13 protein-coding genes are annotated in these 12,998 nt (G+C 30.9%); all 13 read right to left on the reverse strand.

Going from position 1 to position 12,998, the window contains the following annotated elements; all coding sequences use genetic code 11:
• Positions 1 to 33 precede the first annotated feature (33 nt).
• A complete protein-coding gene (locus GOM42_RS09270) occupies positions 34 to 993 on the reverse strand; it encodes an MraY family glycosyltransferase (RefSeq protein ID WP_080970072.1) in 960 nt (319 codons plus the stop codon).
• 145 nt (positions 994 to 1,138) lie between these two features.
• Positions 1,139 to 1,705, reverse strand: coding sequence for a helix-turn-helix domain-containing protein (locus GOM42_RS09275; RefSeq protein ID WP_003456056.1), 567 nt, complete (start codon positions 1,703 to 1,705; stop codon positions 1,139 to 1,141).
• 215 nt (positions 1,706 to 1,920) lie between these two features.
• The gene (locus GOM42_RS09280; protein ID WP_003449608.1) at positions 1,921 to 2,565 is read right to left on the reverse strand and encodes a V-type ATP synthase subunit D; all 645 of its coding nucleotides are present in this window, start codon (positions 2,563 to 2,565) and stop codon (positions 1,921 to 1,923) included.
• Positions 2,566 to 2,567: 2 nt separating this feature from the next.
• The gene (locus GOM42_RS09285) at positions 2,568 to 3,950 is read right to left on the reverse strand and encodes a V-type ATP synthase subunit B (RefSeq protein WP_003449785.1); all 1,383 of its coding nucleotides are present in this window, start codon (positions 3,948 to 3,950) and stop codon (positions 2,568 to 2,570) included.
• A complete protein-coding gene (locus GOM42_RS09290; protein WP_003449648.1) occupies positions 3,943 to 5,718 on the reverse strand; it encodes a V-type ATP synthase subunit A in 1,776 nt (591 codons plus the stop codon). Before GOM42_RS09290 ends, GOM42_RS09285 begins: the two co-directional genes overlap by 8 nt.
• A 16-nt stretch (positions 5,719 to 5,734) precedes the next feature.
• Positions 5,735 to 6,052 carry a V-type ATP synthase subunit F gene (locus GOM42_RS09295; protein WP_003449642.1) on the reverse strand — a complete coding sequence of 106 codons (318 nt, stop codon included), beginning with the start codon at positions 6,050 to 6,052 and terminating at the stop codon, positions 5,735 to 5,737.
• On the reverse strand, positions 6,039 to 7,046 hold the full coding sequence (locus tag GOM42_RS09300; protein WP_003465148.1) for a V-type ATP synthase subunit C: 1,008 nt from the start codon (positions 7,044 to 7,046) through the stop codon (positions 6,039 to 6,041). The genes GOM42_RS09295 and GOM42_RS09300 overlap by 14 nt, the downstream gene beginning before the upstream one ends.
• A gap of 12 nt (positions 7,047 to 7,058) precedes the next feature.
• Complete coding sequence (locus GOM42_RS09305) at positions 7,059 to 7,655, reverse strand: V-type ATP synthase subunit E family protein (protein ID WP_003449544.1); 597 nt, start codon at positions 7,653 to 7,655, stop codon at positions 7,059 to 7,061.
• A 30-nt stretch (positions 7,656 to 7,685) separates the two neighbouring features.
• The gene (locus tag GOM42_RS09310; protein WP_003456004.1) at positions 7,686 to 8,180 is read right to left on the reverse strand and encodes a V-type ATP synthase subunit K; all 495 of its coding nucleotides are present in this window, start codon (positions 8,178 to 8,180) and stop codon (positions 7,686 to 7,688) included.
• A 54-nt stretch (positions 8,181 to 8,234) separates the two neighbouring features.
• Positions 8,235 to 10,181 carry a V-type ATP synthase subunit I gene (locus tag GOM42_RS09315; protein ID WP_003449722.1) on the reverse strand — a complete coding sequence of 649 codons (1,947 nt, stop codon included), beginning with the start codon at positions 10,179 to 10,181 and terminating at the stop codon, positions 8,235 to 8,237.
• The gene (gene ahaH, locus GOM42_RS09320; protein WP_110016160.1) at positions 10,168 to 10,494 is read right to left on the reverse strand and encodes an ATP synthase archaeal subunit H; all 327 of its coding nucleotides are present in this window, start codon (positions 10,492 to 10,494) and stop codon (positions 10,168 to 10,170) included. The genes GOM42_RS09315 and ahaH overlap by 14 nt, the downstream gene beginning before the upstream one ends.
• A 276-nt stretch (positions 10,495 to 10,770) precedes the next feature.
• The gene (locus GOM42_RS09325) at positions 10,771 to 12,450 is read right to left on the reverse strand and encodes a DUF4080 domain-containing protein (protein ID WP_003455900.1); all 1,680 of its coding nucleotides are present in this window, start codon (positions 12,448 to 12,450) and stop codon (positions 10,771 to 10,773) included.
• Complete coding sequence (locus tag GOM42_RS09330; RefSeq protein ID WP_003456036.1) at positions 12,350 to 12,952, reverse strand: hypothetical protein; 603 nt, start codon at positions 12,950 to 12,952, stop codon at positions 12,350 to 12,352. Before GOM42_RS09330 ends, GOM42_RS09325 begins: the two co-directional genes overlap by 101 nt.
• Between the last annotated feature and the right edge of the window lie 46 nt (positions 12,953 to 12,998).

A 12,998-nucleotide genomic window follows, 5' to 3' on the forward strand; every position in this document is an offset into this window, starting at 1 on the left:
TAAAACTTATTATACTTTAAAGACAGTCAATACTTATAATATTATCATAATTATTAATAATGATACTAAACTTAAACATCCACTTAGTATGCATATATATGACACAATTTGCTTTACAGACATTCCTCTTTCTTGTAGCCTATAATGTATTTGGCTTCTATCAGCTTCATAAACAGGCTTTCCAGATTGAAATCTTCTAAAAATTACAAAGATATTATCAAAAATAGGAACTCCTAAGGCTAATACTGGCACTAATATAGATAATGCTGTTGCTTGCTTAAAAGCACCTTCTAAGGCTATAATAGCTAAAATAAACCCTAAAAAGTTAGCACCTGAATCACCCATAAATACTCGCGCTGGATGTCTATTATATCTTAAAAAGGCTAATATTGACCCTACTAGAGTTATTGACATATATGCAGAGTTAAATTGTCCTTTTGCAAGAGCAACAACAAACATAGTCATAGCAGATATTATGGAAATGCTTCCTGCTAATCCATCCATTCCATCAGACCAGTTTATTACTGTAGTAACCCCAAAAATCCATGTTATTGTAAGTATATATTGAATCCATCCTGAAAATTGAGTAAACTCTCCAGTAAATGGATTAGTTATACCCCTAAAAACAATCCCAGCTTTAAAAACCATAGTTGCAGCTAAAATTTGAATTATAACTCTTGGATAAATCGGAAACTCTTTGCCCTTTCCCTTATAATAGTCATCAATCACTCCTATTATTATTACCAAAGTAGCTGCTATAAATATAATAAAAGTTTGTGATAATTGCCTTGTAGAATCTATTCCAAAAAGGTATGTTGCAAAAAATCCTATATACATAACAACCCCACCTATTAAAGGTGTTAATTTATCATGTTTTTTTCTTCCTGTAGGCTTATCAACAAAACCCTTTTCATTTGCAAATTCAATAAACTTTGGCATTAATAGATATACTATGACAAAAGGAATAAGCATTACAATTAAATACTTAATCATTTTTTCTCCCTCTGTATTAAAAACATTTTTTCTTACATATACTATTCTAGTAGATTAATAAGTCATATTAATGACATTTTAATTAAAATTATTTTATCACTTCTTATTATATCACTAATTAAGAAATTTAATCATATTTTAATAATTACTCTACTTCATGTTTTAAGCAAACTGAAAATACATGACAAGGCATTTTCCCTTCTTCTTTTCTTTCGTATTTTTTAACCAGTTCTCTCATTTGTCTATTTACTTCTTTAAACTCTTCTTCATTTAAGTATATGTTCTTATAATTGAAACCTATGGAATCCTCTGCATTACCAGTATCTACTTTCTCAGATATTCTTTTCATAGTTTGTTCCTTTGAACTATCATAATATTCACTTAGAATATTTAATATTTGAGATTTGTAAACTTGTTTAGCTTCTTTTTTTATTTGATTTCCCTCTATATTGAAGCTTTCTGCAGTTAGATAATAATATTTTGCTATTATTCCCTTTATTTCTTTTGTTTTTACAAGCTCTAAGATACCTGCTTTTTCTAATTTTTTAATGTGGTAATGAACTTTTGCTGGTACTTCCCCAAAAAAATCAGCAATTTCCTTTACCGTAGCAGATTCTTGATTATTTCTAAGATAAGTTATTATCTTCAGCCTATAAGGATCTGAATATGCTTTTATTTGTTCTAAAGTTGTTAAATTCATAACACTGTTCATTTTAAGCCCCCCCTAATATTTCAGTATAATATTTACTTATTATACCATATTTTTAGATATTTTACATATATAAGGTGTTATTAAAATTTTTATTATATTAAAATATCTATTTTGCTTAATAAGATTATACATTTTATTTTGAAAATAGTAAAGAAAAAAGGCAAATCTTGATGTTTTATTAACATAAGATTGCCTTTTTTATTAATTTAAATATATTATCCTCTTTGCTCTATCATAGACTTAACTTTCATAAGTCTTGTTAAGGCACTTCTCTCATTTTCATCAAGCTTCATTCTGATGTATCTGATAGTTTCTTTTAATTGAGGAATTGTCATATATTCAAGAGCGTTAACTCTTCTTCTTGTCTTCTCTATCTCGTCTGCCATAAGCTGACCAGATTTCTCAACTTCTGCAAGTTCTAATAACTTTGGTAAAATTCCATATAGTTTAGAAATTGCATCATCAAGTTCAGCTGAAGTATTCATAAAGCCATAAGGATAAATACTACCTTCATCACCTTCTAATTTTCTTTTGAAGTTCATTATAGGCACATTTACACTCATTATGTTTTTATTTCCCACTTCAACCTCAATTTCTTCTTTAGGGTATGCTATAGCTTCCTCTAGGAACTCTGAACTCATAACAGCTCTAGCCATAACGAAGTCTTTTAAGGAACTTCCTAGTTCCTTTTCAACTTCATCTCTTAATTGATTATTATATTTGATAAGATTTATGAATTGTCTCATTAACTCATCTTGCTTATCTTTTAATAATTTATGTCCTCTTGTTGCTGTTGCTAATCTTTTCTTTAGCTTTGAGAGTTCCATTCTAGTAGGATTGACATTTAATCTTTGTGCCATTCTTACTCATCCTCTCCAACAGGCATATACTTTTCAAGATATTCATCTCTAATTCTCTTAAGCTCTGTTCTAGGTAAGATCTTAAGTAATTTCCATCCAAGATTTAGAGTTTCCTCTATTGTTCTGTTAGTTGTGAAACCTTGTGAAACATATTCATTTTCGAAAGCTTCAGCAAATTTAGCGTATGCTTTATCTACATCTGATAATGCTGATTCTCCTAAGATAGCAGCAAGTTCTTTTGCTTGCTTACCTTGAGCATATGCTGAGAATAATTGGTTCATTGTATCAGCGTGATCTTCTCTAGTTTTTCCTTTACCAATACCCTTATCTTTAAGTCTTGATAATGATGGTAAAACATCTATTGGAGGCATTATTCCTTTCTTGTAAAGTTCTCTTGAAAGGATTATTTGTCCCTCAGTGATGTATCCAGTTAAGTCTGGAATTGGGTGAGTTTTATCATCTTCAGGCATTGTTAATATTGGAATTTGAGTTATTGAACCTTCTTTTCCAACTAATCTTCCTGCTCTTTCATATAATGTTGAAAGGTCAGTGTATAAGTATCCTGGATATCCTCTTCTTCCTGGAACCTCTTTTCTAGCAGCAGAAACTTCTCTTAAAGCTTCACAGTAGTTTGTTATATCTGTCATTATAACAAGAACGTGCATTCCTTTTTCATATGCTAAGTACTCAGCAGTAGTTAATGCCATTCTTGGAGTAGCTATTCTCTCGATAGCTGGGTCTGATGCTAAGTTCATAAATAGAACTGATCTATCTATAGCACCAGTTTTTGTGAATTCATCTACGAAGAATTCAGCTTCTTCGAAAGTTATACCTATAGCAGCGAATACAACTGCGAACTTAGAATCTGAGTTTAAAACTTTTGCTTGTCTTGCAATTTGAGCAGCTAACTCTTTGTGTGGAAGACCTGATCCTGAGAAAACAGGAAGTTTTTGTCCTCTAACTAGAGTGTTAAGTCCGTCTATTGCAGAAATACCAGTTTGAATAAATTCTGATGGGTAGTTTCTAGCAACTGGGTTTATAGCTTCTCCATTTATATCTAATCTCTTCTCTGGTATTATATTTGGACCATTATCTTTTGGTCTTCCCATACCATCGAATACTCTTCCTAACATATCTTCTGAAACACCAATTTCAAGTGGTCTTCCTAAGAATCTTACTTTTGTATTTTTAAGGTTGATTCCTGCTGAACCTTCGAAAAGCTGAACCATAGCTTTATCTCCGTTAACTTCAAGAACTTTACCTCTTCTTAACTCACCAGTTTGCATTTCTATTTCAACTAGTTCATCGTATTTAACACCTTCCACGCCTTCAACAGCCATTAAGGGTCCTACAACTTCTGTAACTGTTCTGTACTCTTTAAGCATTTAGAACACCTCCCTCGCTGATTAACTTGTTCATCTCTGATTTTAATTCAACTAAGATGTCATCCATCTTACTTATTTCTTCTTCTGAAATATATTTACTTCTTGCAATTCTATCTCTAACAGGAAGTTTTAATACTTTATCTAAATAAACTCCAGCTTCTAAAGCTTTTTCAGCCTCATGTTTGAAACTTAAGATTAAGTTTAACATTTTGTACTGTTTATTTAATGAAGTATATGTGTCATTCTCATGGAATGCGTTTTGTTGTAAATAGTCTTCTCTTATTGACTTAGCAACTTCAAGTTTTAATCTATCACCTTCTGAAAGTGCATCCATACCAACAAGTCTTACTATTTCTTCTAAGTTTGCTTCTTCTTGAAGAAGTGCCATAGCTTCTGTTCTTAATGCTGACCAATCGTCTGCTACGTGAGCATCCATCCATTCACCCATTTTTTCTAAGTATAATGAGTATGATGTTAACCAGTTAATTGATGGGAAGTGTCTCTTATATGCTAATTGAGCATCTAGTCCCCAGAAAACTTTAACTATTCTTAAAGTTGATTGTGTAACTGGCTCAGATATATCTCCTCCTGGAGGGGATACTGCTCCGATAGCTGTAACGGCTCCTTCTCTTCCATCTTTACCTAAAGCTACAACTTTACCAGCTCTTTCATAGTAATCAGCAAGTCTTGATCCTAAGTATGCTGGGTAACCTTCGTCTCCTGGCATTTCTTCAAGTCTTCCTGACATTTCTCTTAGAGCTTCTGCCCAACGTGAAGTTGAGTCAGCCATGATTGATACTGAGTATCCCATATCTCTAAAATACTCTGCTATTGTTATACCAGTATATATTGATGCTTCTCTGGCAGCAACTGGCATGTTAGATGTATTAGCGATAAGAACTGTTCTCTTCATTAAGCTTTCCCCAGTTTTAGGGTCTTTAAGTTCTGGGAATTCGTTAAGAACGTCTGTCATCTCGTTACCACGTTCTCCACATCCAACGTAAACAACTATCTCAGTATCTCCCCATTTAGCAACTTGGTGCTGAACTACTGTTTTACCAGCTCCGAAAGGTCCTGGAACGGCAGCAGCTCCACCTTTAGCTACTGGGAAGAAAGTATCTATAACTCTTTGTCCTGTAGTCATTGGCTCAACTGGATTTAATTTTCTTGCATATGGTCTACCTTTTCTTACAGGCCATTTTTGCATTAATGTTAAATTCTTATCACCTTTTTCAGTTTCTACTACAGCGATAACTTCTTCTACATTGAAATCTCCAGCTTTGATTTCTTTTATTGTACCTTCAACGCCGAAAGGAACCATTATTCTATGAAGAACAACGGCAGTCTCTTGAACTGTTCCTATTACGTCTCCAGCTGAAACCTTATCTCCAACCTTAGCAGTTGGCACAAAAGGCCATTTTTTCTCTCTATTTAAAGATTTAACTTCTACCCCTTTACTTAAGAAAGCAGAATTAGCTGCTTTCATGAAAGCGTCTAGAGGTCTTTGTATTCCATCGAACATTGACTCTATAAGTCCTGGTCCTAACTCTACTGAAAGTGGTTCTCCAGTAGTTATAACTGGGTCCCCAGGTCCAATACCTGATGTTTCTTCATATACCTGGATTGAAGCCTTATCTCCTCTCATTTCAATGATCTCTCCGATAAGACCTTTTTCTCCAACTTTTACAACGTCATATACATTAGCTTCATCCATACCTTCAGCAACTACTAAAGGACCTGAAACCTTGATAATTTTCCCCGTTTTCAAGTTATCTACCTACTTTCTATAAAATGTTAACGCCAACTGCTTTTTCAACGTTATCTGATATTCTTTGTTTTCCTATATTTAGAGTTCCTTGATTGCTTGGAATTAATATTACAGCAGGAAGTACTTGTCTTGTATATCTCTCGATAGTTTCTTCTATATTCTTAGCTACGTGCTCTGTAACAAAGATTACTGCATAACCTGTCATTGCAAGCTTATCAATTGTTTTTCTAGCTTCTTCATCTTCAACTACAGGGAAAACATCTATTCCAAGAGCTTTGAAAGCTAAAACTGAATCTTTATCACCTACAACTCCTATTTTCTTATACATATCCATCACGCAGCCTTTCTCTTATTACTTCCTTAGTAATATTGTTTAATTTACCAACCATGATAGTTCTTATTTGCTTTATTTCATTCTCTTTAACATACATATATGTTAAAACTGGCTCTAAACCTTTAGTTACTATTTTAGCTTCCTTCATTATACCCATTATGTGATTATCAATAAGCTTTTCAAATTCACTAACTGATGAAGTCTCTATGTAACTAGCTATACCTTCTCTTAGTACTTGTGAATATTCTTTACTACTTAAGTTGTTTGGAATATTTTCGATTGTATCTAAGTATAAACTTCTAAACTTACTTGCATCTATACTACCACCTGGTACTATAGCATCTAAAAAGAAGTTAACATTTTTATCTTGCTTTTTAGCTCTTAATAATGTTTTTACATTATTTAAATCTATAAGATTAGTAAGATATCTATCTAAAGCCTTATCTTTTATATTTTTCTTATTTGCAATTTCATGAATATGAGCATATAAGTATTGATCTGCGATTAAATCTATAAATTGAGGATCATTAGTTTCCTCAAACTTTTCAAATATTTTTCTTAAGCACTCTTCCATTTTCTTAGGAAGTCTACCAAAATCTTCTCCATTTATTGCAGATTTTAAATCATTTACTCCTACCATACCAACTGGTATTAGCATTTGGGAAAAATCTTTATCTAAGATTTTCCCCTTAACTAACACTTTTATGTTATGATAGTCATATTTTAAAGCCATAACATCTATGATTTCTTTTAAAGGACTAGCTTCATACATAGTTTTATATAATCTAACTAACTCATTTGATAAAAGAATTTCATAATCATCTGGTCTTCTTACTTCATTCATAAATGCTGCATACTCTGTTTCTTGTAGAACTTTTAATGCACCTTCTGAAGTGTTTGCATCTATCATTCTTTCTATTTGAGCTTTATCAAGGAGTTTCTTTTCGTATACTCTGATTCTAGGAATTAATTGCAAAAATTGCATTGAATCCATTCTTCATCCTCCTTAATCAAATAATACTTTGTTCACCTCAAACTCTAACTCTCCTCTTAAAGAGTTAATTAAAGCTTCAAAGGTATTATTTATTTGTATTCCATTTCTATCTAATATGAAGCCACCATTAAATTTGCCTTCCATATTTAATGTAATACTTCCTTTTTTTCCTTTAGATTCAAGTTCTTTATTTAATGCTTCCAAGAACTCATTGCTAAATATATCTTTATCTTTTTCATTGATTATAATAACTTCTGTTCCTTCTAACTCTAAAGAATCTAAAGTTGAGATAACATAGTATTTATAATCTCCGTTAGAAAGATTTTGTAACTTTTCTATAGCTTCGTTAAATACTTTTGATATAACGTCTTGCTTAGCTCTTAACATATCATTTCTTACTGATAATTTAGCATTTGAAATTATTCTTGCCTTTTTAACTTCTGCTTCTATATTAGCTTTAGTTATTATTTCTTCTTTATCTGCTTCAGCTCTATTAGTTTTCTTAGATATTATTTTATCTTTTTGGGCTTCAGCGTCAGCTAATATATACTTTTTCTTTTCTTCAGCATCATTTAGAATCTTGGAAGTTAAATTATTTAAATTTGACATTCCCTTCACTTCTCCAATCTTTGCTTACTATTATTGTATTACGCTTGCACCATTTACTAATAAGAATGATATAACGAATCCTAATAATGCATATGTTTCAACCATTGCTGCGAATATGATACCTTTAGTATTGTGCTCTGGTCTTTTAGCTAAGATTTGGATACCAGCTGCAGCTGCTTTACCTTGAGATATACCTGACCATAATCCAGCGATAGCTATTGGTAAACAAGCAAATAATAAGTATAATCCTTTAGCTAATGATGCATCACCATTACTGATTTGGTTAAATACTAAGAAACCTATAACGAATCCATAAAGACCTTGTGTACCTGGTAATAATTCAAGAACTAATGCTTTACCAAACTTTTCTGGTTCTTCAGTAACTAATCCCGCTGCTGCTTCCCCAACTATACCAACACCTTTAGCTGATCCTATACCTGACATACCTACAGCTAATGCTATTCCAAAAGCTCCAAATATTAATCCTCCGTAATTTGCCATAAAATATGAAATCCAGTTTTCCATAATTTAATTCCTCCTGAAAATATAATGTTATTTTAATTTAATTTTAACTATAATTTATTTATTTCTTTTTATTGTTATGAATTTATTTATTGTTCTAAATGGTGTGAATGCTTTTCCGCCACCTTCATAGAATTTTGAGAAGTACTCAACGTACTGTAATCTCGCTGTATGAACATATGCTCCAAGTAATGATAAAAGCATGTTAAATGTATGAGCTGCTATAAAGAATAGAGGTCCTACAATTATAACTGCTATTCCTGGGAACATACCTATTATTAGGTTAAGTGCAGCGGCTATTGATCCACCTGCAATACCTAAAGCCATAAGTCTTGTATATGATACTAAGTCTCCTACGTATCCTGTTATACCGTATAAGGCATATAAACCTTGACCTATTTGAGCACCTTTTGTTTCTTCATCTCTACCTTGTGTTAAGATTATTAATATTGAACCTACTATTGCTAATACTTTACCTACTAAGCTTATAGGACCATCAAAGAATATCATTGGAAGACCTATTAAAAGCATAATCCATGATCCTACATCAAATAAAGCATATAAATATTGCTTATCTCTGATTAACATGTACGCTTTTATAAATAATCCAAAGAATATTTGAATAACCCCAAATCCAACTGATAAAATTAGTAACAAGTTGGTATCTTTACTTGGATTTATAAGTCCAAATTTCAATTCAAATCCAAAGGCAGTACCAAATATTGCACCTGCAATAGTTGTAGCTATACTTAAATACATAAAGAATTTAGCAAACTTTTCTTGTGCCTCATCTAAATTAAGTAATTTCATAGCTAATAGTGATCCTACAAATAATACTAGTCCGTATCCTAAATCTGCAACCATCATGCCGAAGAATACTAGGTAGAAAGGTGTTAAAAGTGGTGTAGGGTCTATTTCATCATATCTTGGTAAGCTATACATTTCTGTTATTGAATCGAAAGCTGCTGCTGGTCCCTTATTGTGTAATTTAACTGGAACTTCTGCAACCTCTTCTTCCTTAACTTCTTCAAACTCAAGATAATACATATCTCCTACTGAACTTTGTATGATTCCTTCTAAAGAAGAATTATCATTTTTAGGAACCCACCCTTGAATAACAACTACTCTATCTGTTTTTAAGAAGTTTTCACTTGCTTCTTTTCTAAGAAGTATGTTGCTGTAATATTCATAAGCTAGTTCTAAAGTTCTCTTTTCTTCTCTGTAATTTGAAAGTACTCCTTTTAAGTCTGATTTTTGAGCTTCGATTTCTTGTATCTTTAATTTAAACTCTTCAACAAGAACTGAAGCTTTTTCTTTGTACTTAGTTTGGAACGCTGAAAAACCAAAGTTCTTTAAAACTTCGTCCATTTCTTCTGCTCTTTCTTTCATTGTCATTACAAAGACATATGAATCTTGGTCAGTGTTAGAAATAACTTCTATATAACTTTCCTTGAATTCGCTTTCAATTTCGTTCTTCATATTTTCAAGATTTTGACTTGAAATCACACCTAAGAACGCAACTACTTTTTCAAAATTATTTAATTCACCTAGTGGAGCATCGAAACTTTGCCATGGCTCTAAGATTTCTATTTCACCTAAAAGTTTTGTCTTTTCGTTTTCTAGAGTAGCAAGCTCTCTCTCCATTTTCTTAACCTCTGAATAAACGACTTCCCAGTTGCTATTTTCAACCTTTACTTCTAGCTCATCCAAAGTTAAGCTTTCTTTACCAGCTTTTAAAGCCTTAAGTCCTCCAACTTCAGCAACAAACTCTTTTAAGAAGTCTAAAGCTGATCTTGTTTTTGAAACATTTTCTTCTATAAGAGTTGTTTCAGCATCTAAATCATCTTTGCTAAGAGATTCAAAGACTTCATTGCCTTCCACTTTTTCTTCATCTTGTAAGTTTATGAACTCAACTTCTGAAGAACTTTGAATTTTTTTAAGAAGCTTTTCTTTCTCTGATTCAAAGGCAAGTAAGGTGAATTTATTCATCTTAACTATTGCCATTAGTTTTCACAATCCTCTCAATAACTAAATTTACTGCTGAATCAATCTTAGAACCTTTAAGACTTGATACCTCAGCATATTGTTTTTCACCTTCTGAAAGTATGACCTCAGCCTCTTTTCTTCCGGATTCCTCTGCATTGCTAACAATTCCCCTTGCAACATTTTTAGCTTCTTCTATTATTGAGTTATATCTTTCATCAGCTTCTATTGTTGCATCAGAAATTATTTTTTTGCTTTGCTCATGAGCTTTTTTAATCATTTCATCAGCTTGCAATTCAACTTTTTTAATTTCTTTTATTGCTTCTATTGCCAAAGTTTCACCACCTTTATATAAGGAATTTTTATAAAATATATATTAATACTTTATATAGTATTAATTAACCCTTAATATTAATTATACATGAAAATTAACTTAATTCAACATAATTTTATGAATGTATACATTTTCAAAGGTTTTTTTGCAAAAATCCACATTACATTTTTTTGAATAAAAGATTAAAACTATTAACATTTACAAAAAGTCGTATTAATATCTTTGCATATTGTATATTAATACGACTAATATACTAATAAATTTTTAATTTTCCATTTATTTCATTTCTACTTCTACATATGAATCATAGTCAAAATTCATTTCATCAAATATAAGATATTTTGGTTCAAAGTTAATTTCCCCATTTTTAATGTAATTAATTATATCTATTTCAAATTTTTCTATATGAGCTTTTTTAAATGGCATTTGTCTATCAAAACTATCTTTTATATTTTGCTCATCTTCTTTTGTAATTGTTCTAACTAAAAAGTCTGGTAACCACCTCTTTTTATTAAAGCATAAATAATCAAATTTTAAAACTTCCTTAAATAGACCTTCATCCTCTCCTCCTATCTTCTCAAGATAAAAATCTAATAATATCTTATAATATTCAACATTTCCTATGCTTCTCTTGAAATTACCCTTCTCTTCAAAGAACATAGCTAAATCATAATAGAAATCAAAAGGTTTTTCATATATATTTAAGAAGAATTTAATTACATTATTAAATTTACATGAATTATAGTATTTATCAACCATTGCTTCCACTTTCTTCAATAATAAAAGCTCTTCATAACTTATATCTTTACTTCTTATTATTTCATATGGAGCATAAGGTGAATAAACTATTCCCCACTTTTCAGCTTCCTCTCTCATTGAAGATCCCTTTAATAATTTTAGGAAACCTAATTGAATTTCATCTGGTCTTATGGCATGAACATCATTAAAAGATTTTTTAAATGATTCTAAATCTTCTCCTGGTAGTCCTGCAATTAAATCTAAATGTTGCATTACATTTTTTCCTGCTGCAACTTTTAATACTTTCTCTTTTATATTTTCATATGTAATATATCTATTTATATTATGTAGAACTTCATTATTTGTAGTTTGAACTCCAACCTCTAATTGGAATCTTCCCTTTGGAGCATTATTTAATATTTCTATTTGCTCCTCTGTTAAAAGATCTGCTGCAACCTCAAAATGGAATCTTGTCTCTGTATCCTGTTCGCTTAAATATTTAAGAAGCTCCACTGTGTATTCTCTATTACAATTAAAAGTTCTATCAACAAACTTAACTAATTTTAATCCTCTTTCCATGAAATATTTTAATTCTTTCTTTACTCTTTCTACATCTAAGAATCTAACTCCATGCATTACAGATGAAAGGCAATATTTGCACTTAAAAGGACATCCCCTTGAAGCTTCATAGTAAACAATCTTATTGTTTATATCTTCTTCATAAGTATAAGGGAACACTAATTCATTCATATCCATTTCAGGTCTTTTAGGATTTTCAAAGACTTTTCCGTCCCTCTTGTAGTTTAATCCTTTTATATCTTCTATTTTTCCTTCTCCAAGCTTATAAAGAACAAACTCTCTAAAAGTTTTTTCTCCTTCTCCTACTATTACATATTCACCTTCATGATTTTCTAAAAATTCTTTTCCTTCATAAGAAACTTCTGGTCCGCCATAAAGTATTTCTATATTAGGATCAACAAGTTTTATAAGTTCAGCTAGTCTATTTACAAATTCCATATTCCATATGTAACAGGAGAAAGCCACTACATCTGGTTTCTCCTCAATAATACCTTCTAAAATATTCTCAACTCTATCATTTATTGAAAACTCTTTTATATCACCTTGGAAATCTAAATCCTTTGTAAATGCCTTCAGGTACCTCACTGCTAGGTTGCTGTGAATGTACTTTGAGTTTATTGCTGTTAGCAGTATTTTCATTCTTTATACTTCCTCTCTTTATTCCTTTGATAAATATTATTTTATCACAAACTTTAGTTTCCTCTATTTCAAAATATTTTTCAAGTATTTTTTTTGAGCTATCTACTGTAAACTCATTAGAAATACTATTATCTATAAATTCAAACTCTTTTTCTTTATTTCCTGTCATTAAAACTTTAACCTTATCATTTACAGTTTCTTTTTTTTGCTTTTCTCTATCCCATATATATAAGTTTCCTCCAAATCTTACATTGCTCCATATGTTTTTTACAACATCTTCAACCTCATTTTTATGCAATTGACTTAAAGAAAAGAAAAGCACACCATTATCATATTGATTTCTATATTCTCCATTAAAACTTTCAACATAATAATCTACACTTATTTCACTTTCTGTTTGCTTTAAAATATTATAAATAATTCCATAGTTATTTATACCAACATCTAAAGTGTTACCTTTAAAATTTATGTTACTCATATCAAGTATAACTTCTCTCACCATAATATCACTCCCAATTTATTCCATATTAATTTCTATTATACATTTA

This window comes from Clostridium sp. 16K-1-R1 (assembly GCF_023921145.1).
GTDB classification, from domain to species: Bacteria; Bacillota; Clostridia; order Clostridiales; family Clostridiaceae; genus Sarcina; species Sarcina perfringens.

Excerpts from the sequence above, each read along its gene's own strand:
- GOM42_RS09270 (WP_080970072.1), bottom strand. The coding sequence starts at position 993 with ATGATTAAGTATTTAATTGTAATGCTTATTCCTTTTGTCATAGTATAT.
- GOM42_RS09275 (WP_003456056.1), bottom strand. The coding sequence starts at position 1,705 with ATGAACAGTGTTATGAATTTAACAACTTTAGAACAAATAAAAGCATAT.
- GOM42_RS09280 (WP_003449608.1), bottom strand. The coding sequence starts at position 2,565 with ATGGCACAAAGATTAAATGTCAATCCTACTAGAATGGAACTCTCAAAG.
- GOM42_RS09285 (WP_003449785.1), bottom strand. The coding sequence starts at position 3,950 with ATGCTTAAAGAGTACAGAACAGTTACAGAAGTTGTAGGACCCTTAATG.
- GOM42_RS09295 (WP_003449642.1), bottom strand. The coding sequence starts at position 6,052 with ATGGATATGTATAAGAAAATAGGAGTTGTAGGTGATAAAGATTCAGTT.
- GOM42_RS09300 (WP_003465148.1), bottom strand. The coding sequence starts at position 7,046 with ATGGATTCAATGCAATTTTTGCAATTAATTCCTAGAATCAGAGTATAC.
- GOM42_RS09305 (WP_003449544.1), bottom strand. The coding sequence starts at position 7,655 with ATGTCAAATTTAAATAATTTAACTTCCAAGATTCTAAATGATGCTGAA.
- GOM42_RS09310 (WP_003456004.1), bottom strand. The coding sequence starts at position 8,180 with ATGGAAAACTGGATTTCATATTTTATGGCAAATTACGGAGGATTAATA.
- GOM42_RS09315 (WP_003449722.1), bottom strand. The coding sequence starts at position 10,181 with ATGGCAATAGTTAAGATGAATAAATTCACCTTACTTGCCTTTGAATCA.
- GOM42_RS09325 (WP_003455900.1), bottom strand. The coding sequence starts at position 12,450 with ATGAAAATACTGCTAACAGCAATAAACTCAAAGTACATTCACAGCAAC.
- GOM42_RS09330 (WP_003456036.1), bottom strand. The coding sequence starts at position 12,952 with ATGGTGAGAGAAGTTATACTTGATATGAGTAACATAAATTTTAAAGGT.